Origin of the sequence: Aquitalea sp. LB_tupeE, from assembly GCF_013391415.1 — a bacterium.
GTDB lineage: Bacteria > Pseudomonadota > Gammaproteobacteria > Burkholderiales > Chromobacteriaceae > Aquitalea.
On sequence record NZ_JACAXB010000033.1, the window covers coordinates 172484 to 194461 of the forward strand.

Annotated in this window: 23 protein-coding genes; 10 read left to right on the top strand and 13 right to left on the bottom strand. The window is 61.4% G+C overall.

From position 1 onward, the window contains the following. The first annotated feature begins 11 nt into the window (after window positions 1-11). From madL to mdcH, 4 genes are all read left to right on the top strand, one after another. On the top strand, window positions 12-413 hold the full coding sequence (gene madL, locus HWX34_RS17435; RefSeq protein ID WP_178973443.1) for a malonate transporter subunit MadL: 402 nt from the start codon (window positions 12-14) through the stop codon (window positions 411-413). A 15-nt stretch (window positions 414-428) separates the two neighbouring features. Further along, window positions 429-1190 carry a malonate transporter subunit MadM gene (gene madM / locus HWX34_RS17440; RefSeq protein WP_218645235.1) on the top strand — a complete coding sequence of 254 codons (762 nt, stop codon included), beginning with the start codon at window positions 429-431 and terminating at the stop codon, window positions 1188-1190. Between the two features lie 87 nt (window positions 1191-1277). Further along, a complete protein-coding gene (locus HWX34_RS17445) occupies window positions 1278-1943 on the top strand; it encodes a malonate decarboxylase holo-ACP synthase (RefSeq protein ID WP_178973444.1) in 666 nt (221 codons plus the stop codon). Continuing rightward, complete coding sequence (gene mdcH / locus HWX34_RS17450) at window positions 1940-2878, top strand: malonate decarboxylase subunit epsilon (protein WP_178973445.1); 939 nt, start codon at window positions 1940-1942, stop codon at window positions 2876-2878. The genes HWX34_RS17445 and mdcH overlap by 4 nt, the downstream gene beginning before the upstream one ends. A 9-nt stretch (window positions 2879-2887) precedes the next feature. Here the strand turns inward: mdcH and HWX34_RS17455 are convergent, their stop codons facing one another. The 3 genes from HWX34_RS17455 to HWX34_RS17465 are packed head-to-tail and all read right to left on the bottom strand — an operon-like array spanning window position 2888 to window position 6031. Further along, window positions 2888-4219, bottom strand: a complete 1332-nt coding sequence (locus HWX34_RS17455) for an aspartate aminotransferase family protein (protein ID WP_218645236.1) — start codon at window positions 4217-4219, stop codon at window positions 2888-2890. Continuing rightward, window positions 4216-5298: a phosphotransferase gene (locus HWX34_RS17460; RefSeq protein ID WP_178973446.1), complete on the bottom strand. Its 1083-nt coding sequence runs from the start codon at window positions 5296-5298 to the stop codon at window positions 4216-4218. The genes HWX34_RS17455 and HWX34_RS17460 overlap by 4 nt, the downstream gene beginning before the upstream one ends. Then, complete coding sequence (locus tag HWX34_RS17465; protein ID WP_178973447.1) at window positions 5291-6031, bottom strand: SDR family NAD(P)-dependent oxidoreductase; 741 nt, start codon at window positions 6029-6031, stop codon at window positions 5291-5293. The genes HWX34_RS17460 and HWX34_RS17465 overlap by 8 nt, the downstream gene beginning before the upstream one ends. Window positions 6032-6225: 194 nt before the next feature. On the opposite strand from HWX34_RS17465, the gene HWX34_RS17470 reads away from it, so the two are divergent. Then, window positions 6226-6894: a GntR family transcriptional regulator gene (locus HWX34_RS17470; protein WP_178973448.1), complete on the top strand. Its 669-nt coding sequence runs from the start codon at window positions 6226-6228 to the stop codon at window positions 6892-6894. 151 nt (window positions 6895-7045) lie between these two features. After that, window positions 7046-7231 carry a hypothetical protein gene (locus HWX34_RS17475; protein ID WP_178973449.1) on the top strand — a complete coding sequence of 62 codons (186 nt, stop codon included), beginning with the start codon at window positions 7046-7048 and terminating at the stop codon, window positions 7229-7231. Between the two features lie 126 nt (window positions 7232-7357). Here HWX34_RS17475 and HWX34_RS17480 read toward each other — a convergent pair whose 3' ends face one another. After that, the gene (locus tag HWX34_RS17480) at window positions 7358-8299 is read right to left on the bottom strand and encodes an AEC family transporter (RefSeq protein WP_178973450.1); all 942 of its coding nucleotides are present in this window, start codon (window positions 8297-8299) and stop codon (window positions 7358-7360) included. A 427-nt stretch (window positions 8300-8726) separates the two neighbouring features. On the opposite strand from HWX34_RS17480, the gene HWX34_RS17485 reads away from it, so the two are divergent. The 4 genes from HWX34_RS17485 to HWX34_RS17500 all read left to right on the top strand — a co-directional run bounded on the left by HWX34_RS17485 (window position 8727) and on the right by HWX34_RS17500 (window position 12824). Beyond that, window positions 8727-9374 (top strand): 2Fe-2S iron-sulfur cluster-binding protein, encoded by a 648-nt coding sequence (locus HWX34_RS17485; RefSeq protein ID WP_178973451.1) that lies wholly within the window; start codon window positions 8727-8729, stop codon window positions 9372-9374. Then, window positions 9371-11002 carry an FAD-dependent oxidoreductase gene (locus tag HWX34_RS17490; RefSeq protein ID WP_178973452.1) on the top strand — a complete coding sequence of 544 codons (1632 nt, stop codon included), beginning with the start codon at window positions 9371-9373 and terminating at the stop codon, window positions 11000-11002. The genes HWX34_RS17485 and HWX34_RS17490 overlap by 4 nt, the downstream gene beginning before the upstream one ends. A gap of 2 nt (window positions 11003-11004) precedes the next feature. After that, complete coding sequence (locus HWX34_RS17495) at window positions 11005-12270, top strand: NADH-quinone oxidoreductase subunit F (protein ID WP_178973453.1); 1266 nt, start codon at window positions 11005-11007, stop codon at window positions 12268-12270. Window positions 12271-12332: 62 nt separating this feature from the next. Further along, complete coding sequence (locus HWX34_RS17500) at window positions 12333-12824, top strand: aminoacyl-tRNA deacylase (protein ID WP_178973454.1); 492 nt, start codon at window positions 12333-12335, stop codon at window positions 12822-12824. 120 nt (window positions 12825-12944) lie between these two features. Here HWX34_RS17500 and HWX34_RS17505 read toward each other — a convergent pair whose 3' ends face one another. The 9 genes from HWX34_RS17505 to HWX34_RS17545 form a co-directional block, all read right to left on the bottom strand. Continuing rightward, complete coding sequence (locus tag HWX34_RS17505) at window positions 12945-13652, bottom strand: GntR family transcriptional regulator (protein WP_178973455.1); 708 nt, start codon at window positions 13650-13652, stop codon at window positions 12945-12947. A 12-nt stretch (window positions 13653-13664) separates the two neighbouring features. After that, complete coding sequence (locus tag HWX34_RS17510; protein ID WP_178973456.1) at window positions 13665-15116, bottom strand: NAD-dependent succinate-semialdehyde dehydrogenase; 1452 nt, start codon at window positions 15114-15116, stop codon at window positions 13665-13667. A 55-nt stretch (window positions 15117-15171) separates the two neighbouring features. Further along, window positions 15172-16239 carry an ABC transporter ATP-binding protein gene (locus HWX34_RS17515; protein WP_178973457.1) on the bottom strand — a complete coding sequence of 356 codons (1068 nt, stop codon included), beginning with the start codon at window positions 16237-16239 and terminating at the stop codon, window positions 15172-15174. Next, window positions 16236-17036: an ABC transporter permease gene (locus HWX34_RS17520; protein ID WP_178973458.1), complete on the bottom strand. Its 801-nt coding sequence runs from the start codon at window positions 17034-17036 to the stop codon at window positions 16236-16238. The genes HWX34_RS17515 and HWX34_RS17520 overlap by 4 nt, the downstream gene beginning before the upstream one ends. Window position 17037: 1 nt before the next feature. Next, window positions 17038-17922, bottom strand: coding sequence for an ABC transporter permease (locus HWX34_RS17525; RefSeq protein WP_178973459.1), 885 nt, complete (start codon window positions 17920-17922; stop codon window positions 17038-17040). A 70-nt stretch (window positions 17923-17992) separates the two neighbouring features. Further along, window positions 17993-19015, bottom strand: coding sequence for an ABC transporter substrate-binding protein (locus tag HWX34_RS17530; protein ID WP_178973460.1), 1023 nt, complete (start codon window positions 19013-19015; stop codon window positions 17993-17995). A 66-nt stretch (window positions 19016-19081) separates the two neighbouring features. Further along, window positions 19082-19396, bottom strand: a complete 315-nt coding sequence (locus HWX34_RS17535) for an NIPSNAP family protein (RefSeq protein WP_178973461.1) — start codon at window positions 19394-19396, stop codon at window positions 19082-19084. Between the two features lie 10 nt (window positions 19397-19406). After that, on the bottom strand, window positions 19407-20879 hold the full coding sequence (locus HWX34_RS17540) for an aldehyde dehydrogenase (RefSeq protein WP_178973462.1): 1473 nt from the start codon (window positions 20877-20879) through the stop codon (window positions 19407-19409). A gap of 26 nt (window positions 20880-20905) precedes the next feature. Continuing rightward, window positions 20906-21943 (bottom strand): LLM class flavin-dependent oxidoreductase, encoded by a 1038-nt coding sequence (locus HWX34_RS17545; RefSeq protein ID WP_178973463.1) that lies wholly within the window; start codon window positions 21941-21943, stop codon window positions 20906-20908. Between the last annotated feature and the right edge of the window lie 35 nt (window positions 21944-21978).

Genomic DNA, 21978 nt, shown 5'->3' on the forward strand with positions numbered 1-21978 from the left:
AGAGACACACCATGATCATCTACGGAACTGCCTTGCTGGCAGCCTGCCACTTGCTCGGCCTGTTTCTGGGCGACCTGCTGGGCAGCCTGATCGGCGTCAAGTCGAATGTCGGGGGCGTGGGCATTGCCATGCTGTTGCTGATTTTCGCCCGGCTCTACCTGCACAAGCGCGGCTGGCTGCCACAGGAAACCGAACAGGGCGTCGCCTTCTGGGGTGCCATGTACATTCCGGTGGTGGTGGCGATGGCGGCCACCCAGAACGTGGTGGCAGCGTTGCGTGGCGGCCCGGTTGCCGTACTGGGCGCACTGGGTGCGGTGCTGGTATGCGGCTCGGTCATCGCGCTGCTCAATCGCGGCAGCAGCCAGCACGCATGGCAGCCGGAAGCCGAAACCCCGCAAGACCCACTGGCCTGACACAGGAGCAACATCATGCAAATGCTGGAAAAAGTATTGGCGCACAACGGGCTGGTCACGGCCTTCCTGCTGGTGGGCATCATCACCTGGCTGTCCGCGCGGCTGTCGCGCCGATTGACGCTGGGTCGGGTGCATGGCTCGGCCATTGCCATCCTGATCGGCCTGGGGCTGGCTTATTACGGTGGCGTACTCACCGGCAAGCAAAGCGGCCTGGCAGACATTTCGCTGTTCTCCGGCATCGGGCTGATGGGTGGTGCCATGTTGCGCGACTTCGCCATCGTGGCCACCGCCTTTGAAGTGCAAGTCACCGAAGCGCGCAAGGCCGGGCTGATCGGTGCCTGCTCGCTGCTGCTGGGTACGGTGCTGCCGTTTATTGTCGGAGCCAGCATCGCCCATGCCTTTGGTTACCGTGACGTGGTCAGCATGACCACCATCGGGGCCGGGGCCATTACCTATATTGTCGGCCCGGTCACCGGCGCGGCACTGGGTGCCAGCTCGGACGTGATGGCACTCAGCATTGCCACCGGCCTGCTCAAAGCCATCATGGTGATGGTGGGCACACCGTTCGCCGCCCGCTTTCTGGGCCTGAACAATCCCCGTTCGGCCATGGTGTTCGGCGGGCTGGCAGGAACCGTCAGCGGTGTATCGGCCGGGCTGGCGGCCACCGACCGCAGACTGGTGCCCTATGGCGCGCTGGTGGCCACTTTCCATACCGGCCTGGGTTGCCTGCTGGGGCCATCGGCACTTTATCTTGCCACCAAGGCCATCATGGCCTGATCGCAACCTCCTCTTTACTTCTGCTGCTGAAGTAAAGATTTGTCGCGGCAGCGCTGGTCGCTGCCGTTTTTTTTGCAGGAGTGCAGGATGACGCATGCGTGTTTACCACACGACTTTCTGTGGCTGGACAGTGCTACAGCACTGGTGGCAGATAGCAAACCGCCGGACTGGCTACACCAGCACTGGCACCCCGGTCTGCCGGTGGTGGTGCGCCGCGCCAGAGCCAGGCCCGGCCTGATTGCGATTGGAATACGTGGCTCGCTGCGCGCCCAGCGTTGTGCCTTGTGGGTCAACAGCCAGCAGGTTTGCCGTGTTCTCAGCCCGGAGCAAGTGGCGGCGCAGCAAGGCTGGCGGCAACATCCGCGCCTGGCGGCACTGCCCGCCTTGCAGGCCCTGCAAGCGGCAGAAGCTGCCTTGCAAGCCAGCGGCCTGGTCTGGGGCATTACCGGCAGCGCCGGTTACGAGCTGGCTACAGGCCAGGCCACCCTTAACAACAGCAGTGATCTGGACCTGCTGCTGCGCTGTCCGCAGCCGCCTGCACCTTCTCAATTAGCAGCGCTGGCCACTGCGCTGGCGGATTTGCCTTGCCGGGTGGATATCCAGCTGCAAACGCCTGCCGGTGGCATGGCACTGGCCGAATACTTACGCGGCGGCCCGGTATTACTGAAAACCGACGACGGGCCTGTGCTGCTGGATAGTCCGCTGGCGGCGTGGCCTGCCAGCGCGCAGCGTGTTATGGAGCCATGCCGATGAGCGTGCTGTTTGTATTCCCTGGACAGGGTAGCCAGACGCCCGGCATGTTGCACCAGTTGCCGCAGCATGCTGCTTGTCACGCCACGCTGGCCGAGGCCGAGGCGGCACTGGGCCGCTCGCCGCTGCTGCTGGATACCACCGCAGCGCTGCAATCCACCGTGGCGGTGCAACTGTGCCTGCTGATTGCCGGGGTGGCGTCCGCCCGCCTGCTGCAAGCAGAAGACATCCAGCCACACATGGTAGCTGGCTTGTCCATCGGTGCCTTTCCGGCTGCGGTGATTGCCGGGGTGCTGGATTTCCACCATGCCGTGCAACTGGTGCAGCTGCGCGGCCAACTGATGGAACAGGCTTATCCGCAAGGCTATGGCATGTGCGCCATTACCGGGCTGGCACTGCCGCAGCTGCAAAACTTGCTGGACAAAACACAGGCCGCAGGGCAACAGGTGTATCTGGCCAATATCAATGCCGAGCAGCAACTGGTGGTGGCCGGGTCCGATGCCGGTCTGCAAGCCATCAGCCAGGTCGCCTTGCAAGCGGGTGCCGCCCGTTGTCAGCGGCTGGCCATCAGCGTGCCCTCGCATTGCTGCCTGCTGGACCAAGCCGCGCAAACACTTGCGCAGACCATGCGTGACACGCCACTACACGCCCCGGCATGCCTTTACCTGAGCGCCAATGCTGCGCGGGTGTTACGCAGCGCGGAGCAGATTCGTGACGACCTGCCAAACAATATGGCCAGAGAGGTACATTGGCATGACACCGCCCGGCTGGCCTGGGAACGCGGCGCTCGACTGGCGGTGGAAATGCTGCCCGGCACCACCCTCAGCCGCCTGCTGAAACCGGTATTTTCCCAAGGCGTGGTGATGACCGTGGCGGATGACAGACTGGACAGCCTGCAATACACCACCCGGCGTATGGCACAGGACGATCAGTACTGAAGTTCTGGATCACAGCCCGGCCAGCACCTCATCCAGCGCACCCAGCAGCATGTCGGCATGGTTGCGGGCAAACGGCAGCTGCGGCCGCACTTTCAGGATATTGCCTGCCGGGCCGGTGGCGCTGATCAGAATGCGCCGCTCGCGCAGCGCATTGACGATGCGCGTGGTCTGCTGGGTGGCCGGAGTCTTGCTGTCGCGGTCGCTCACCATTTCCACGCCAATGAAGAAACCCGCGCCGCGCACATCGCCAATCAGCGCATGCTTGTCTGCCAACGCCTCAAAACCGGCCTTTAGGTAGGCACCAGTATCGCGGGCATTCTGTTGCAGGCCCTCGCGTTCAATCACATCCAGCACCGCCATACCGGCAGCGCAAGACACCGGATTACCGCCAAAGGTGTTGAAGTAACGCACCTGACGGCCAAAGTGGTCGATGATGTCGGCACGTGCCATCAAGCCAGCCAGCGGGTGGCCATTGCCCATCGGCTTGCCCATGGTGATGATGTCCGGCACCACGCCATGACGCTGGAAGCCCCAGAAATGACTGCCACTGCGGGCAAAACCAGCCTGTACCTCATCCGCAATGAACAGGCCGCCAGCGGCGTGGATGGCATCCACCGCCCCTTGCAGGAAACCGGCCGGGTCGGCAAACACGCCGTCGCTGGTAAACAGCGTATCCACCAGCAGTGCTGCCGGACGGAAGCCGTGGCGTTGCAAGTCGGCAATGGCAGCCTGTACATCACGTGTGAACTGCTCCGCCACTTGCAGTGGATTACCGCGATAGCCATCCGGCGCGGCCACGGTCCGTACATGCGGCCCCAGCGGCACGCCATCACCAAAGGCTGGCGAACAAGCAGCAATGGCACTGGTAACACCATGGTAGGCATGCGCGGTGACAATCACCCCCTGCCCGCCGGTGACGCTACCCGCCAGCCGCAAGGCCAGGTCGTTGGCCTCGCTGCCGGTGCAGGTAAACATGGCCTGATAACCCGGCATGGCCAGCGTAGCGAGCAGACGCTCGGCGTAATCGACAATGCCGTCGTTCAGGTAACGAGTATGGGTATTGAGCACTGCCACCTGCCGGGCAATGGCGTCCACCACATGCGGGTGGCAATGGCCCACCGAGGCCACATTGTTATACACGTCCAGATAAGGCTGACCGTCCGGGTCGTATAACCATACCCCTTCGGCCCGCACCACATGCAGTGGCTGCTGGTAGAACAGGCGGTAGGCCTGACCCAGCGCCTGCTGACGACGGCGGATCAGCGCCTGCTCGCGTTCTGGCAGCCCGCTGGCCGTGGCCGGGTCGAAGGCATTCACCATGCGTTGATCGGGCGGGTTCATGCTTGTCCTTTCGTGCGGCACAGCCGGTAGAGGTAGTCGCTGGCAAAGTCACGCCCCAGCAGCCACAGCCTTTGCATGCCGTCCCAACTCAGTGCATTGTTGCGCAGGATGTAAGTGCGGTTTTCCGGATAGCGTGCCGCACGCCAGCCGGTGATGGTGACGGTCATGCACAGGCGGGTGAGGATGAGTTCGTACAGCAAGTCTATTTCCGCATCCAGCAAGGGACAGACGGCGTGGTAGCCCGCTACCAGATCCCCCGCACTATCCAGCGGGTTGTCATTTTCCGATAGCTGGTAGGAACAGGCGACAGCCAGTTCGTTGATCAGCGGTGCTTGCACCATGTCGCCAAAATCGATCAAGCCCACGGTGGTGATCTGATCCTGCGGGTCCACCAGGACATTGTAGGGATTCAGGTCGTTATGAATCACCTGATGGCGCAAGCCGTCCAGCCGTGGCTGCACCTGCTGCATGAAGTGGGCCAGCCAGTCACTCAGTACCGCCTTTTGCGGGCTGTCCGGCGTTTCGGCCAGCAGCGGTTGCAGCCGTTCGGCATGCTGGATGTCCCACAGCAGCGGGTGGTGCGCCGCCGGATGCTCATAGTCGCGCAGCGCATTGTCCAGCCGACCCAGTGTCTGGCCCAGGTGGGCACGCTGGGCGGGTGTGCGCTGTACCTGGTGCAAGGGCTGGCCGGACAGATAGCTCAGCAGCCGCAACACGCGCCGGCTGCCATCGGCCATGCTCACCGGCGCATAGGGCTGGCCATCCAGCCTGGGTATCAGCTGCGGAATGGGCAGGCTTGGGTCCGCTGCCCGCGCATGCAATAGTGCCCGGCTTTGAAAATCGGTGACGGCGCGGTTTTCCGCCGGATGGGTAAGCTTGAGGACAAACTCGCGGCCATCATCAGTGTGGATGTGGAAGTTGGCATCGCGCTCGCTATTGAGCAGGCTGGCCTCCCCACGCAAGCCGTAGTGCTGCCACAGCAACGCCAGCGCTTCGCTGCACGCTACCGGCGCGGCGGCAGTGGAAAACAGCTGGTCGATCACGCCTTGAGACACCGCTGGGGACACGGCTTCAGACATGCTGCCCCCCGTTGATGTGGATTTCCGAGCCATTGATATAAGAAGAATGGCCGGAACAAAGGAAGTAAATGGCCTCTGCCACTTCGTGCGGCGTCCCCAGCCGGTGCATTGGCACGTCACGCTCCACAATGCGGGCGGTATCGGGCGACAGGATGGCGGTGTCGATTTCCCCCGGTGCAATGGCATTGGCGCGAATGCCGTGTGGTCCGAACTCATGTGCCAGCTCGCGCGTCAACGCCGCCAGCCCGGCCTTGGACGCGGCATAAGCCACCCCGGCAAACGGGTGCACGCGCGAACCGGCAATGGAGGTGACATTGACAATGGAGCCCTGCCCCTTCTTCAGCTCTTCAAACAGTCCGCGCGCCAGCAAGGCGGTGGACACCAGGTTGACATTCAGCACCCGGCTCCAGACCTCAACATCACTGGCCAGAATACCCAGCCGCTCACCCTGCGGCCCCTTGGGTGAAATACCGGCATTGTTCACCAGTGCATGCAGCTCGCCATTTGGCAGGCGGCTTTTCACCTCGGCTATCAATGCATCCAGGCAAGAGAGGTCGGACAAATCCGCCTGCACATGGCTTTGCCGTGCTGATGGCCACAGGCAGGCCTCGGAAAACGGCTGACGCGACACGGTAAAGATCTGCCAGTCATGCTCCTGAAACAGCTTGACCGTGGCATGACCGATGCCACGGCTGGCACCGGTCAACAACATGTAGCGGGTGGGTCCGGACATGGATGCTCCTGCTGGTAAAGGCTGACAGTCAGCCTGACTGCGCACAAGAAGGAAGTCGGGATGGCCGCTGGTGCCAACATCGCTCCCGGCATCACACTTTCAAATTATGATGCATCATATTTGCTGTATTTCATCCTGGCAAGCAGCAGTGTTACCATGACGCACCTGAACCACCGCCTAGCTGACTGCCACGCATGGACTACCAACTGGACACTCTGGAACACGACAATCTGGGTAGCACGGTCTACCAGCTGCTGTGCAAGGCGCTCATCCAGGGCCGCTTGCAACCCGGAGCCCGGCTGAAAATACGTGAGCTGGCCGAGCAACTGGGCACCAGCGTTACCCCGGTGCGCGACGCCATTTTGCGACTGGTGCAGGAGCAGGCGCTCACCATGCAGTCCCCACGCGACATCCGCGTGCCCTTCATGACGGTGGAGCGTTATCTGGAAATCCGCGCCATTCGCATCCGGCTGGAAGGACTGGCCGCCGAAACCGCCGCACAAAAAGCAGATGCCAGCGCCATTGCCCGGCTGGAGGACATCATCAGCCGCAATGCCCAGGCGATGACGGCAATGGACAGCGCGCTGGGTTGCGAGCTGAACCAGCAGTTTCACTTTGCACTGGTGGACATTGCCGGGCTGCCCTTTTTGCAAGGCATCCTGTACCGCATCTGGTTGCAGATGGGGCCGCTGATTGCCGCGGTGTACCAGCAAGGCGGCAGCGACATGATCGACTACCACTACCCGGTACTGGACGCCATCCGCCAGCAAGACGGCCCGGCAGCAGCCAGCGCCATAGGCGATGACATTCTGCATGGCGGGCACAGCATCCTGCTGCATTTGCAAGCCCGAGCGCAGCAATGATCGCGGGTTTCCGAACGCAGCTGACCGGAAAGCCGTCCGCGCACGGCATTCATCGTTAAATTATCTTTTATTATCAATGCATTGAAACAGCACGCAGCAGGCACGGCTTTTGCAACATACAGCCCCATCTGAATACCGGAAAGCCGCTGCCATGCCTGTCAAACTCTTGCTTACCCTGAGCTTTTCTTCGCTGCTGGCCCGTCACTTGGGCAGCACTCCGTTACCGTTAGCTGGCGCACTACCGCTCCCCACGGTGCTGCTGTTGATGACACTGGGCAATGCCTTTGCCTACCTGCTGGTACGGCTGTTATTCATCAAACTGTCCGTGCAACACTGAGTCTTGCCATCCCGCAGCAGCACTCCTAAGCCTGATACGCAACAAGGCCCGGCAATGCCGGGCCTTGTTGTTTGCTGTCAGACGGACCAGCAGTGCTAGCCTGCTGGCCTGACCGTGCTGTTGCCATTACACCATGAAGTAAATCAGCGCCGCTTCACCAAACACGCCAATCACCGTGCCCACCAGCACCGAATGCGAGGCATGCAAGGCATAAGTCTGGTTGCGCACGGCAAACATCGAAGCGGCAATAGCGGTGGGTACCGCCCCGACAATCAGGGCCTGTTTGGCAAACTCCGCATCCACGCCAAACAGGAAGATGCCCAACAGCATCAACGCTGGTTGCAAAAAGTTCTTCATCGCCACATTGCCCACTACATGGCCGTTGAAGCTGGGCTTCTCGCCACAGAACATCAGGCCCAGCGCCAGTAGCGACACCCCACCGGCCGCCTTGGCCAGCATGTCCACGCTTTCCTGTACCGCAGCGGGCAGATGCAGGTGATTAAAGCTGAGAATCACCCCCAGGATGGGCAGCCAGACAATCTGGTTGGACAGCGTCTTGACCAGGCTTTGCTTGAGCATGGCCACCATGCCGTCATCCGCTCCGGCATCCGACATCTCGCCACAGCGACACAGCACGATGGTCAGCGGCAGAATGACAAAGCTGGTAATCAGATTGCCTATCAGCACGGCAATAAAACCCTGCGGCCCGCACACCTGCTGCAAGATGGGCGCGCCAAAATAAGCCATGTCCGGAAAAGTACAGACCAGCGCCTGGATGGCACTGGTTTTCAGCCCCTGCCGGTAGTAATAACGCCCGGCCAGCAAAGCCAGCACATAGGTGCCGACAAAGCCAAAGGTCATGCACAGAATGAAAGGCAGGTTCTGGATGCGCTCCGGCGGCGTTTTCAGCGCGCCGATAAACAATGAACAGGGCAAGGCATAACGCATTACCAGCGTTGCCATCACCCCCACATCCGCCTGCCGGAAATAGCCGCGCTGGCCACCAAACCAGCCCAGCATCATCAATAGCACCACTGGTAGCAGTGCTGTACTCATGGTTCCCCACATGGTCTTGCTCCTTGATTTCTGTAGTGTGTCTCCCACCCACCTCAGAGCAAGCCCCGTGCCACGCAATGGTCATTGCATGTCATTGATTTAAATGAACAATGCCATTGGCAAAACACTGAAAGTACGGCTAACCGCGAATCCGCTGATTAAAAAGTACGGAAATCCGTACTTTGCTTGTTTGCCACGAAAACAGCGGAAATCACCACCCGGCGTAGGGTTTTCCGTAAACCGCAGCGCGCCCGACGCGCGGTTTTCCGTGCATCGCGCCGCCACCAATGCAAGCACAGCCGTCATTTATCATTCAATTTCAAATACTTGGCACAAGACATCATCGTGGCACGCTCTTTGCAAAAGCCCTGGTAACGGCCCGGTCATTGGCAGCACTCCAAACCGCCACTGGCCGCAATCCAAGCTTGAGGACAATCCCATGAGTGAAACCATCCGCATCAGCATTGATGGCAAGGTGGTGGACGCCACACCCGGCAACTCCATCCTGCATACCCGCCTGGAAGGCGATACGCCACTCACCGCCAATATCGGCTGCATGGGCCAGGGCGTGTGCGGTTCCTGTCGCTGTCTGGTCCGCAAGGCCGGTGAGCGCAGTGCCGAAACCCGCCTAGCCTGTGAAACAACAGTAGAGGACGGCATGCAGGTCAGCTTCATCGATTACTACCTGCCCAACCACGTTCACCACTACCGCCCGCATGATTTGCGCGATGGCTGGCAGGCCCTGCCCCAGTTACAGCAAACCTTTCCGGAGCTCGCCCACTGTCGGCATTGCAGCGGTTGCGACCGCGCCTGCCCGCGCCACATTCCGGTACAGCAAGGCATGGCGCTGGCCGCAAGTGGCCAGCTAGAGGCCGCTGCCGCACTGTTTGACGCCTGCATCATGTGCAATCTGTGCACGCTGGCCTGCCCGGAAAACATCCGGCCCAATCACGTCGGCCTTTACCTGCGCCGCGCCCAGGCCATCCAGAACCTGCGCCCGGGCGACCTGTTGCGCAGGCTGGAACAACAAGCTCGCGGCGAGCTGGCCATCAACACCCGCAGCGACACCCCCAGGAGCGAAGCATGAACAGCGCCATCCCCTATGCCCAAGCCCTGACCAATCTAACCGCCCATGCCCAGCCCCCGCTGCGCCCGGCCGAGTTATCGCGCAGCGCCCTGCTGGCACAATACCACCCGGACAGCGACGCGAATGCCAGCACCCTGCTGCAAATCGGTCCCAGCCGTGGCCAGGCCTGCCACCCACAACTGGCCGCACTGCTGCAAAGCAATGCGCTGATAGACGGTTTTGACCTGGCCGGAGCCGAACAACGCAGCACCGACGTGCTGGTGATTGGCGGTGGTGGTGCCGGTGCCGCCGCCGCGCTGACCGCCGCCCGCAGCGGCGCGCAAGTGATGCTGGCCAGCAAGCTGCGACTGGGCGACAGCAATACCGTAATGGCAGAAGGCGGCATCCAGGCCGCACTGGCGGCCAGCGACAGCCCGCAACAACACTTCGACGACGCCATGCGTGGCGGCCACCAATGTGCCAATCCGCAACTGCTGGCACAAATGGCCAGCGATGCCCCCGGCGTCATCCGCTGGCTGATTGAACTGGGCATGCATTTCGATCTGGAAGACCCGCTCAGCGATGGCGGCAAGCTGCGTTACAAGCAGGCCGGGGGATGCAGCCAGCGCCGCATTCTGTGCTACCGCGATTACACCGGGCTGGAGATGATGCGCGTGCTGCGCGAAACCGTAGAACTGGACCCGGCCATCAGCCTGCTTAACCGCTGCCCGGTGGTGGAACTGCTATCGCACGAGGACGGCAGCTGCGCCGGCGCGGTGCTGTACGACCTGGAATACCAGCGCTTCATGGTGGTTTCTGCAAGACAGACCATTCTGGCCACCGGCGGCTGCGGCCGGCTGCATCTGCAAGGCTTTCCCACCTCCAACCACTACGGTGCCACTGCCGATGGACTGGTGCTGGCCTACCGGCTGGGTGCCGGCTTGCGTGACATGGACGCCTTCCAGTACCACCCCACTGGCGTGGCCTGGCCGCAACGCTTGCGTGGCGGGCTGATTTCCGAAGCCGCCCGCTCCGGCGGCGCGCTGCTGGTCAATGGTCTGGGCGAGCGCTTTATCGAAGAACTGGCCCCGCGTGACGTGGTGAGTGCGGCCATTCTGCGCGAATGTGCCGCCGGGCGCGGTATCGAGCGCAATGGCCAGCTGGGGGTATTTCTGGACACCCGTGCACTGGGGCCGGAACTGGCACAACGCCTGCCTGCCTTGCAGCACCTGGCCGACAAATGCGGCATAGACCCCAGCCGCGAACCCATGCTGATCTACCCCACCCTGCACTACCAGAACGGCGGTGTGGTGATAGACGGTAACGGCCAGACCGAGGTGCCAGGCCTGCTGTGTGCCGGAGAAATCACCGGCGGCATTCATGGCCGCAACCGGCTGATGGGCAATGCGCTGCTGGACATCCTGGCCTTTGGCCGCCGCGCCGGACGCCAGGCCGCCCGGCTGGCGCAAGCCGCCCGTCACAAGTCATCACTGCCGCCGCTGCGCGGTGGCATTGAGCACGTTTACCGCTGGCAGCGCCAACTGGCACTGGCCGGGCTGGATGCCAGCGTACAAGCGCCATTGCTCTACCCGGGTCAGGCCAGGCTTGCCCTGCACCGCCCCACCGGCACGCGCGCCCAGGAGAAATGATCATGGAAAAACTCAATCAGGTACTACTCAATCCCGCCGTACAAGTAGGCCCAAATCTTGACGCCTGGCTGCAAGCAGGCGGTGGCCTTGGCCTGCAAGTCGCACTCGGCGCCCGCAGCACCATCATTCGCCAGATTGCCGATGCCGACCTGCGCGGCATGGGTGGTGCCGGTTTCCCGGCCTGGCGCAAATGGGAAGCCACCGCCAATGCCGTGGGCGACAGCAAATACGTGGTGTGCAATGGCAACGAGGACGAACCGGGCACCTTCAAGGACCGCACCTTGCTCAGCGCATCGCCGCACCAGGTAGTGGAAGGCGCGCTGATTGCCGCGCTGGCCGTGCGCGCCGCCTGCGTCATCTTCTACATCAACCCGCACCAGGGCCAAAGCATGCAGCACATGCAGCTGGCCGTCAGCCAATGGCAACACAGCACCCTGTTGCAACAGCTGGAGCAGGCGCTGGGTCATCCGCTGGAAATCAAGGTGGTGGCCAGCTCTGGCCGCTATATCGGCGGGGAAGAAACCGCCGTGGTGGCCTCGCTGGAAGCGGGCTTCCCCTTTCCGCGCAAAAAGCCGCCCTTCCCGGCAGAACAAGGCATCAACGGCCAGCCCACTCTGATCAACAATGTGGAAACCCTGGCCAATGTCAGCCACATCCTGCGCCATGGTGCCGACTGGTACCGCGCCCTGGGCGTGGGCAAGGCCAGCGGCACCAAGCTGTATTCACTGTCTGGTGACGTGCTGCGCCCCGGCCTGTACGAGCTCCCCATGGGTACCAGCCTGCAAGAGCTGGTGTTCCACTACGGCGGCGGCATGCTGCAGGGCAAGGCCTTCAAGGCGGTGTTCACCGGCGGGCCGTCCAACACGCTGCTTACCGCGCGTGATCTGGACGTGGCGCTGGATTTCGACTCGGTATGGCTGCGCCATTCTCGACTGGGCACCGGTGCCATGATTGTCATCTCCGAAGGCAGCAGCATCATCCGCAAAGTGGCCGAATACATCGACTTCTTTGCCAAAGGCTCCTGCGGACAATGCCCGTCCTGCAAATGCGGCACCTTCCAGCTGGCCCGCCTGCTGGACCGGGTGGATGGCGGCCGCCACAGCCATGCCGACCTGGATGCGCTGCAACACCTGTGCCAGATCCTGCCCGGCAGCGGCCGCTGCGGACTGATCGACGGTGCTGTCACCGTGGTGAAAAGCTCCATGCACACCTTCCCGCAAGAGTACGGCCTGCCAGTATCGGCAGAGCCCTCAACCGCCACGGCCTGAAACCGGACAAGCCGGCAGCCATGCGCTGCCGGCAGGACAAACAACACCTGAGGAATGATCTTATGCGTCAACAAAGCATCGCCGGCAGCACCCCGGCACTGCGCTTTCTGCTGGATAACAAGGTGGATTTCAGCTGCCACGCCTACAGCTACGAAGAACACGGCGGCACCGCCACCCCGGCGCGGGAATTGGAAGTGGACGAACACGCTGTCATCAAGACTCTGCTGTTTGAAGACCAGGACGGCCTGCCGCTGGTGGTGCTGATGCATGGCGACCGCAAGGTATCGGCCAAGGAACTGGCCCGCCAGCTGCCCTGCAAGAAAGTGCAGCCCTGCAAACCGGACATCGCCAACCGTCACTCCGGCTATCTGGTGGGCGGCACCAGCCCCTTCGCCACCCGCACACCCATGCCGGTATATATGGAAGCCAGCATCCTGAATTTGCCCAGGGTGTATATCAACGGCGGTCGCCGTGGCCTGCAAGTGGCCATGTCCCCGCTGGATATCGGCCGCCTGCTGCAAGCGCGTTGCGTGGAAGTGGCGCTGGAGAAGTAAGCACGCCAGGACGCGACCACAGTAGCAACAAGAAAGGGATCTTTGCGTGGCAAAGATCCCTGATCAGGCTGACACATCAGCAGCGCTGTCGTAACGCGCATCCCCGCTCAAGCTAGCACCTCAAGCATCCAGCTCGGCCTTGTTTTCCGCCAACTCAGCCAACTTGCTGGCGGCAATACTGGCCACACGCCGCACATGAGCCACCGATGCATCGTGTGCAGCTTGTGCATCACGCTTCAGCAATGCCTCAACCAGCAAACGCATTTCCTCGGCCGCCTCGGCTGCCCGACCGCTTGAGCTGATGGTCATCGCCCGTAGCCGGTTGATGCGGGCATTCAAGGACTGCACCACTTCCCAGGCCATGGTCTGGCCACTGCCCTGGAACATCAGTTCATAAAACGCGGAAGTCTGCTCCAGTACACCGTGAAAATCCCCCGCGCGGAATGCAGCCTGAATCTGGCTGTTGATCACTGCCAGTTGTTCCAGCAACGCGCCATCTGCCCGCTCGGCACACAAGCGGGCAGCATGGCCTTCCAGCAAACCACGGATTTCGTAGATTTGCGCGGCCTTGTCGGCATCCAGCGTGGCCACCACCGGCCCCTGATGCGGAATGGATTCCACCAGGCCTTCGGTTTCCAGATGGCGCAGCACTTCGCGTACGATGGAGCGGCTCACGCCCAGCTCATCGCACAAGGTACGCTCCACCAGGCGCTCACCAGGCTTGAAGTAGGCACTGAGGATGGCGTCACGCATTTTTTCCAGCGTCAGCTCCCGCAGGGTCTTGACGCTACGGTCTATTTTCAGCGAGCTACCGTCTTTGGATGACATGGGTCATCTCCTTTATTCAATTCCACCCATACACAGGTATTTTATTTCGAGGTAATCCTCAATCCCATAGCGGGAACCTTCACGGCCACTGCCGGACTGCTTGACCCCGCCAAACGGGGCGGCCTCGGTTGAAATCAAGCCGGTATTGATTCCGACCATGCCCACCTCAAGCGCCTCCGCCACGCGCCAGATACGTGCATGGTCTCGACTGAACACATAAGCAGCCAGTCCGAACTCACTGGCATTGGCCTGCCGGATGACATCCTGTTCATCCTGAAAACGAAACACCGGGGCCAAGGGGCCAAATGTTTCTTCCTGCGCCACGCGCATGGCAGGCCTTACATCGCGCAAGATGGTCGGTTCAAAGAAGCTGCCGCCCAGCCGGTGGCGCTGGCCACCTGTTACCAGCTTAGCCCCCTGCGCCAGGGCATCGGCAATATGCGCTTCCACCTTGGCCAGTGCCTTGAGGTCAATCAGCGGGCCGATGGTCACACCCGCATCCATGCCATTGCCCACCTGCAAGCTTGCCACGCGCTCCCGCAAGCGGGCCACAAAGGCTTCGTAAATGCCATCCTGCACATACAGCCGGTTGGCACAAACACAGGTCTGCCCGGCATTGCGGAATTTGGACACCATGGCACCTTCCACCGCCGCGTCCAGATCGGCATCGTCAAACACGATGAAGGGCGCATTGCCACCCAGCTCCATGCTGACTTTCTTCACCGTATCGGCACACTGGCGCAGCAGCAGGCGGCCCACTTCGGTAGAGCCGGTAAAGGTCAGCTTGCGTACCTGCGGGTGACAGGTGAGTTCGCCGCCGATGGCGACAGGGTCGCCGGTCAGCACATTGATGACTCCGGGTGGAATGCCCGCCTGCTCGGCCAGCCGGGCCAATGCCAGCGCCGACAAGGGCGTCAGTTCCGCCGGTTTGGCCACCACCGTACAGCCCGCAGCCAGCGCCGGGGCGATCTTACGTGCCAGCATGGCATTTGGGAAGTTCCAGGGCGTAATTGCCGCCACCACACCGACAGGCTGCTTGATGGTGAGCAAGCGCCGATCACTGCCGGGCGATGGAATCACATCGCCATGAATCCGCTTGGCCTCTTCGGCAAACCACTCGATATAACTGGCACCGTAGGCAATTTCACCCCGTGCTTCGGCCAATGGCTTGCCCATTTCGGCCGTCAATATCCGGGCCAGTGCGTCCTCATGCTGCAATACCAGGTCAAACCAGCGTCGCAGATACTGCGCCCGTTGCTTGCCAGTCAGCGCCCGCCAGCCAGCACCAGCACGCTCGGCAGCTTCAATCGCCTGTCTGGTTTCCACTACCCCCATGCGCGGAATACTGGCAATTTGCTCGCCGGTGGCCGGATTGAACACCGGCAAGTGTTCGGCCGCATCCACCCACTGCCCATTGATATAGCAGTGCTGCAGCAACAGCCCGGTTTCATGCAATTGACTCATGCTTCACCCTTCGGCGACGGACGCCGCCCGCCGCCTTGATTGCTACGGTCTACATTCAGGCAAACACATGCCCATGCTGGCTATCCCACTCCAGTACCGCGGAGGAGCCGATGCACAGCCCCTGGCCATCCCGTACCGCCATGCGCACCGCCAGCTCCTGTTCCCAGGGGGTTTGCACGGCAAAATGCATGCTGTCGCCCAGATAGGTCATATCGCGCACGGTAACGGCCAGCCCTTGGGCGGACGTTGCGTGCGGGCGAATCCGCATCTGTTCCGGGCGCACCATCAGCGTGCCCTCGCTGCCAGCGGCAAAGGCCCGGGCATCTCCCTCCACGGCCTGACCATTGGGGAAGATGGCGCGGGCGCGGCCCGCACCCATTTGCTCCACCTTGACCGGCAGGAAGTTGGAATTCCCAATGAACCCGGCCACAAAGCGTGACGACGGATGCTCGTACAGCTCCTCACCCGTGCCCACCTGCTCGATACGCCCCTGACTGAACACCGCAATGCGGTCGGACAAGCGCAGCGCTTCTTCCTGGTCGTGCGTCACATACAAAATGGTGACTCCGGTTTCCTGGTGAATACGACGCAGTTCGAACTGAATTTCCTCACGCAACTTCTTGTCCAGCGCCGCCAGCGGCTCATCCATCAGCAGCAACGGCGGGTCGTACGCCAGCGCACGGGCAATAGCCACGCGCTGCTGTTGTCCGCCAGACATCTGGCCAGGCAGGCGATCGCGATAGTCCGCCAGATGCACCAGCTCCAGCATCTTTTCCACCTTGGCCTTTATTTCCGACTCCGGACGGCGGCGTACCCGCAAGGGGAAGGCCACGTTCTCCCCGACGGTCAGGTGCGGAAACAGGGTATAGCGCTGAAATACCATGCCGATATTGCGCTTGTTGGGGGCGACATCCAGCAAGGATTTGCCGTTCAGCAGCACCTGGCCTTCGGTTGGTTCCTGAAAGCCGGCCACGATATACAGCGTGGTGCTCTTGCCCGAGCCAGAGGGCCCGAGAAAGGTCATGAATTCACCCTGCTTGATATCCAGGGCGACATGGTCGATGGCAACCACTTGATCGTAGGTTTTGCGCAGGCCACGAATCTGCAGGAATGGAGTCGTCATTGACGTGAGCCTTTCTTCAAGAAGGAAGCCAGCAGCATCAGGACCACCGTAAAGGCGACCAGCAAGGTGGATGCAGAGGCAATCACCGGGGTCAGATCCTGGCGTAGCGTGCTCCAGATCAGGACCGGCAAGGTTTGCAAGGTGGGGCTGGCCATGAAGATGGACAGCACAACTTCATCCCAGGAAATCAGGAAGGAAAAAATGGCCGCGGCAAACATGCCCAGCCGGATGGCAGGCAAGGTCACCCGCCATTTCACTTCCAGCGGGCTGGCGCCGCAGATCATGGCGGCGTCTTCCAGCGCGGAGTCAAAGCTCTGCAGTGAATTACCGATGGTGATGATGGAAAACGGCAAGGCGATGATCAGGTGGCCAATCACAAAGCCGGTCAAGGTGCCGGTCAGGCCCAGCTTGAGGAAAAAGGCATACAGCGCCACCGCCAGCACCACCACCGGCAGCACCATGGGGGTGAGGAAAAACGCCTGCAATGCGCTCTTGCCAAAGAAACGGCTGCGCGCCAGGCCCAAAGCTGCCAACAGGCCCAGAACGACAGACAGTACCGTGACAATGACACCCACCTTGGCACTGGTCAGCAACGCATTCACCCACACCGGGTCGGTCAGCAGTTGCTGATACCACTGCATGGTCCAGCCTGGCGGCGGGAAAACCAGCCACTGCGAATCGCCAAACGACAAGGCCGCAATAAAGACGATAGGCAACAACAGAAACAGCATGACGACGGTGCCAACACCCACCAGGCCCCAGCGCCAGCCGCCCAAACGATCGTAATCCAGCAACATGTCAGCGCCCTCCCATTCCGCTACGGCCAGCGCCCAGATAGCGCAGCTGCACGGCATACAAGCCAAGTGTCACCACCAGCAGCACAAAGGCGGCGGCACCGGCAAGGCCCCAGTTGAGCAAGGACTGCACCAACTGGGCGATCAGCTCGGCCAGCATCATGTAGCTGGTGCCACCCAACAGCGCGGGCGTCACGTAATAGCCCAGCGACATGACAAACACCATCAAGGCCCCGGAGGCAATACCAGGCAAGGCCAGTGGCAACAGCACCAGACGCAAGGACTGCCAGCGGCTGGCACCACATACCGCGGCGGCACGCAGGGTGGAGGGGTCGATGGCGCGCAGGGTGGCGTGCAGGGGCAGCACCAGGAAAGGCAGCATGATGTAGGTCATGCCGATGGTGACGCCAATCAGGTTGTTCACCAGCGTCAGTGGCTGATCAATCACACCCAGGCCCAGCAGCACCCGGTTCACCAGGCCGGTTTGCTGCAGCAGCACCATCCAGGCATAGGTGCGGGCCAGCAGATTGGTCCACATCGACAACAGCAGTACGGCGAACAGCAGCCGCGACCAGCGCGGCGGCAGGATGGCCAGCAACCAGGCGGTAGGGAAACCCACCAGCAAGGTAATCAGGGTGACCACACCAGCCACCATGAAGGTATTGAAAAACACCCGCACATAGGTTTGCGAACCAAGCAACTCAGCGTAATTCTGCAAGCCGGGTGTCGGCTCCATGATGCTGCGCAGCAGCAAAGTAAGGACCGGCACCAGGAAAAACACCAGCAATAACAACAACACCGGCAGCATCAGCTTGATGCCCCGCGTCTGGGCACTCAGCCGGAAGCGACGGCGTGCCGGTACAGCAACCGAACTCAAAGCAGTGGGCATGACAACTCCTCAAGACAATCGCGACACAGGCCGTGGCCCGGCAGCAAGGCAAGGCCACGGCATTCCTGCCTTACTGGGTCTGCCAGGCATACCAGCGCTTGGCAATTTCATCGCGGTGCTCGGCCCAGTAGCGCATGTCCAGATTGATCTGGCTGGCGGTGAACTGGTCGGGCAGCGTCTTGACCGCAGCCGGCGTCATCTTGGTTTTGGATTGCAGGTTGACCGGGGCATAACCGGTTTCCGTGGCAAATTTGGCTTGCGCCTCGGCACTGGTGGCATAAGCCAGGAACTGCATGGCCGCGGCCTTGTTCTTGCTACCCTTTGGAATCACCAGCATGTCGGCGGCGGTCAGGTTTTGCTTCCACGACATGCCAACCGGCGCGCCACTGTGCTGCAAGGCATTGATGCGGCCATTCCAGAACATGCCGATGCTGGCTTCACCCGAGGCAAGCAATTGCTGTGACTGGGCGCCACCGGTCCACCACACAATCTGGCTCTTGATGGTGTCCAGCTTCTTGAAGGCGCGGTCGATGTCCAGCGGATACAGCTTGTTGGCCGGTACGCCATCAGCCAGCAAGGCCAGTTCCAGCACACCCGGTGCCGACCACTTGTACAACGTGCGCTTGCCCGGATAGCGCTTGAGGTCGAACAAGTCACTCCAGGAGGCAGGTGCGCTTCCCTTCACGGATTGCTTGTTGTAGCCCAGCACAAAAGAGTAATAAAAACTGCCCACCGCATTGGCAGAGATAAAGCGCGGATCAATGCCCTTCAGCTTGGATTGGTCCAGCGGTTCCAGCAGGCCATCCCTGGCGGCGCGATAGGCAAAATCGCCTTCCACGTCCACTACATCCCAGGTGACATTGCCGCTCTCCACCATGGCCTTGAACTTGCCGTAATCGGTGGGGCCATCCATGGCAACGGCAATGCCGCTGGCGGCGCTGAAAGGCTGTGCCCAGTTTTTCTGTTGCGCCTGCTGGGTGGAACCGCCCCAGCTGGTGAACACCAGGTTTTCCGCCATGGCGGGTGCGGCGGCCAACACGCTGAGGCTGGCCAGCAAGGCAAGACGGGTACGGATCGGTTTTGCTGCGTTCATGATGTCATCTCCTGTGTAGAAGTCTGTGCTTCTGTTTCTCTTGCGTGGTAATGCCGAATGAGCGACCTACTGCAACGGGGAAAAGGCAGCCGCTTTCATGATCTTGCTTTCCATTTCTTCCAGCAAAGCCTGGATTTTCGGGGCAAATGCCTGCCAGGCCGGGTCAGCAGCCAACGCAGCACGCCGCGTTTCGCGCTCATCCAGGCTGGGATAAGCCCAGATGTGCACAATCTGGTTCAAGGGGCCGATTTCCGAGTAGAAATAGCCCACCAGCTCACCCAGATACTGCTTTTGCAAGGCAATGCCCTCTTCCTCCACCAGCTTGAGGTAGGCAGGCAAGGCCCCGGTCTTGATGCGATAGGTGCGGATTTCGTAATACATGGCGTGCTCCTCAGCGCATCACGAAGGGGTCGGCAATCGGCTCGTCCGAAGTACGAATCCACACCGACTTGGTGCGGGTGTAGTCCAACACCGACTCCATGCCGCCCTCCCGCCCCAGGCCGCTTTGGCCATAGCCACCAAACGGTACGATGGGTGACACCGCCCGGTAGGTATTCACCCAGACAATGCCGGCACGCAGGGCGCGGGTCAGCCGGTGGCCACGACTCAGGTCGCGGGTGAATACCCCGGCAGCCAGGCCGTAGACACTGTCATTGGCCAGGGCGATGGCTTCGGCCTCGGTATCGAAAGTCACTACGCTGAGCACCGGGCCGAACAGCTCGGTGGTGACACTGGGAATCTGCGCGTCCGGGCAAGTCAGAATGGTGGGCAGGTAGTAAAAGCCATCCTCCCGTCCGGCCGGAACCCCACCACCGGTCAGCAGCTCGGCACCGGCGGTCAGGCTGGCCGCCACGACTTTTTCGATATGCTCGCGCTGGCGGCGAGTGGCCAGCGGGCCCATTTCGGTAGCACTGTCCTGCGGATCGCCCATGCGGATGGCCTCGGCCTTGGCCTGTAGTCTGGCCAGCAAACGGTCTTTGATGCCGCGCTGCACCAGCAGGCGCGAGCCCGCCACACAGCTTTGCCCGCTGGCGGCAAAAATACCGGCCACGATGGCATTGCTGACGCTGTCCACATCGACATCATCAAACACCAGCACCGGGGATTTGCCGCCCAACTCCAACGTGGTATAGGCAAGGTTCTCTGCCGAATTACGCACGATGTGGCGAGCAGTTTCGGGGCCGCCGGTAAAGGCGATGCGCGCAACCAGCGGGTGGCTGGTAAGCACCTGGCCGCAGTCCTGGCCGAAGCCGGTCAGCACATTCACCACACCAGGCGGGAAGCCTGCCTGATGAATCAGCCGGGCGAACTCCAGCAAGGGGGCCGGGCCCTCTTCCGAGGCTTTCAGCACCACGGTGCAGCCAGCGGCCAGTGCCGGGCCCAGCTTGACGGCCGACAGAAACAGCTGGGAATTCCACGGCACGATGGCAGCAACCACCCCTATGGGTTCGCGGCGCAAAAAGGCTTCCATATCCGGTTTGTCCACCGGCAGGCAGGCACCCTGAATCTTGTCGGCCAGACCGGCGTAATAGCGGTAATACTCCGCCACATAGCCAATCTGGCTGCGGGTTTCGCGGATGATCTTGCCGGTATCCGCGGTTTCCAGCTCGGCCAGCTGGTCGGCATGCTGGGCGACCAGGTCGGCCAGCTTGTACAGCAGCTTGCCACGCTGGCTTGCTGTCAGGCCTGCCCAGGCCGGGTCCAGAAAAGCCCGCTGTGCGGCCTTGACTGCACGGTCTACATCGTCGGCACTGGCTGCGGGCATGCTGGCCCAGGCCGTGCCATTGGCCGGATTGATGCTGTCAAAACGGGTGTCGCCATCTTCAAACACCCCGTCGATATACTGCTGAAACCTGCGCAACATGGTGACGGCTCCTTGCAATCGTCCAATCAGGCAAATGCCGGCATGACCTGGTTGATGAACAGTTCCAGCGACTTGAGCTTGCGCTCGAAGTCCATATGGCTGTCGATCCAGAAGCTGTACTGGTCATAGCCCAGCGCCTCGTAGCCCTTCAGGCGCGCAATCACTTCCTCTGGGGTGCCAATCACCAGATTGTTGCGAATCAGCTCCGGCGCGTAGTTGGGGAACATCGCCAGGTCTTCGTCGTTCAGCGGCTCCATAAAGCCTTGATTGATGGGCTTTTCGTTCTTGAACCACTTGCTGAAGCAGCAGTAGAAGCGGCGCATGTCATCCACACCAGCATCCACCTCGGCCGCGTTCTCGCCGACAAAGGTGTGCATCAGCATCATGATTTGCGGACGCGGTACTTCCGGGTGATTGGCGCAGGCGGCATTAAAGCGCTCCATCAGGCTGGCCACTTCTCCGTCACCGGCGGCCAGCGATGTCACTTGCACATTGCAGCCTTGCGACACGGCAAAGTCATGGGAATTGGGGTCACGCGCAGCCACCCACAGCGGCGGATGCGGCTGTTGCAGCGGACGCGGCACAGGGGTGGTCTTGGGGAAGCTCCAGTATTCACCCTGATGGGCGTAATCACCGGCGAACAATTGTTGCAAGCAGGGAATCATCTCGCGCAAACGGCCACCGGCCCCCCAGGCATCCAGGCCCGGGAACATGCGTTCGTATTCGAAAGAATAAGCACCCCGTGCGATACCCACATCCAGCCGGCCATTACTGGCCAGGTCGGTCATGCCGATTTCACCGGCCAGCTTGATGGGGTGCCAGAACGGTGCCACCACCGTACCGGTGCCCAGACGGATCTTGCTGGTTTTCGCGGCCAGATAGGCCAGGTTAACGAAGGGATTCGGGGCGATGGTGAATTCCATGCCGTGGTGTTCACCAATCCAGGCGGTTTCAAACCCACCTTCCTCGGCCACTTGCACCAGGGCGGTCATTTCATCAAACAACGCTTTGTGCGGCTTGGCAGCGTCGTAGCGCTCCATGTGCAGAAACAGCGAAAACTTCATGATGTCACTCTCCTCATTGCTTTCGAATTGAAGCT

Bases quoted from the DNA above. Each gene is read 5' to 3' on its own strand.
- HWX34_RS17480 (WP_178973450.1), bottom strand. From the start codon at position 8,299: ATGTGGGGAACCATGAGTACAGCACTGCTACCAGTGGTGCTATTGATG.
- HWX34_RS17510 (WP_178973456.1), bottom strand. From the start codon at position 15,116: ATGAGTCAATTGCATGAAACCGGGCTGTTGCTGCAGCACTGCTATATC.
- HWX34_RS17540 (WP_178973462.1), bottom strand. From the start codon at position 20,879: ATGTTGCGCAGGTTTCAGCAGTATATCGACGGGGTGTTTGAAGATGGC.
- HWX34_RS17505 (WP_178973455.1), bottom strand. From the start codon at position 13,652: ATGTCATCCAAAGACGGTAGCTCGCTGAAAATAGACCGTAGCGTCAAG.
- HWX34_RS17445 (WP_178973444.1), top strand. From the start codon at position 1,278: ATGACGCATGCGTGTTTACCACACGACTTTCTGTGGCTGGACAGTGCT.
- HWX34_RS17530 (WP_178973460.1), bottom strand. From the start codon at position 19,015: ATGAACGCAGCAAAACCGATCCGTACCCGTCTTGCCTTGCTGGCCAGC.
- mdcH (WP_178973445.1), top strand. From the start codon at position 1,940: ATGAGCGTGCTGTTTGTATTCCCTGGACAGGGTAGCCAGACGCCCGGC.
- HWX34_RS17515 (WP_178973457.1), bottom strand. From the start codon at position 16,239: ATGACGACTCCATTCCTGCAGATTCGTGGCCTGCGCAAAACCTACGAT.
- HWX34_RS17470 (WP_178973448.1), top strand. From the start codon at position 6,226: ATGGACTACCAACTGGACACTCTGGAACACGACAATCTGGGTAGCACG.
- HWX34_RS17545 (WP_178973463.1), bottom strand. From the start codon at position 21,943: ATGAAGTTTTCGCTGTTTCTGCACATGGAGCGCTACGACGCTGCCAAG.
- HWX34_RS17495 (WP_178973453.1), top strand. From the start codon at position 11,005: ATGGAAAAACTCAATCAGGTACTACTCAATCCCGCCGTACAAGTAGGC.
- HWX34_RS17465 (WP_178973447.1), bottom strand. From the start codon at position 6,031: ATGTCCGGACCCACCCGCTACATGTTGTTGACCGGTGCCAGCCGTGGC.
- HWX34_RS17535 (WP_178973461.1), bottom strand. From the start codon at position 19,396: ATGTATTACGAAATCCGCACCTATCGCATCAAGACCGGGGCCTTGCCT.
- HWX34_RS17500 (WP_178973454.1), top strand. From the start codon at position 12,333: ATGCGTCAACAAAGCATCGCCGGCAGCACCCCGGCACTGCGCTTTCTG.
- madM (WP_218645235.1), top strand. From the start codon at position 429: ATGCAAATGCTGGAAAAAGTATTGGCGCACAACGGGCTGGTCACGGCC.
- HWX34_RS17455 (WP_218645236.1), bottom strand. From the start codon at position 4,219: ATGAACCCGCCCGATCAACGCATGGTGAATGCCTTCGACCCGGCCACG.
- HWX34_RS17525 (WP_178973459.1), bottom strand. From the start codon at position 17,922: ATGCCCACTGCTTTGAGTTCGGTTGCTGTACCGGCACGCCGTCGCTTC.
- HWX34_RS17460 (WP_178973446.1), bottom strand. From the start codon at position 5,298: ATGTCTGAAGCCGTGTCCCCAGCGGTGTCTCAAGGCGTGATCGACCAG.
- HWX34_RS17485 (WP_178973451.1), top strand. From the start codon at position 8,727: ATGAGTGAAACCATCCGCATCAGCATTGATGGCAAGGTGGTGGACGCC.
- HWX34_RS17475 (WP_178973449.1), top strand. From the start codon at position 7,046: ATGCCTGTCAAACTCTTGCTTACCCTGAGCTTTTCTTCGCTGCTGGCC.
- madL (WP_178973443.1), top strand. From the start codon at position 12: ATGATCATCTACGGAACTGCCTTGCTGGCAGCCTGCCACTTGCTCGGC.
- HWX34_RS17520 (WP_178973458.1), bottom strand. From the start codon at position 17,036: ATGTTGCTGGATTACGATCGTTTGGGCGGCTGGCGCTGGGGCCTGGTG.
- HWX34_RS17490 (WP_178973452.1), top strand. From the start codon at position 9,371: ATGAACAGCGCCATCCCCTATGCCCAAGCCCTGACCAATCTAACCGCC.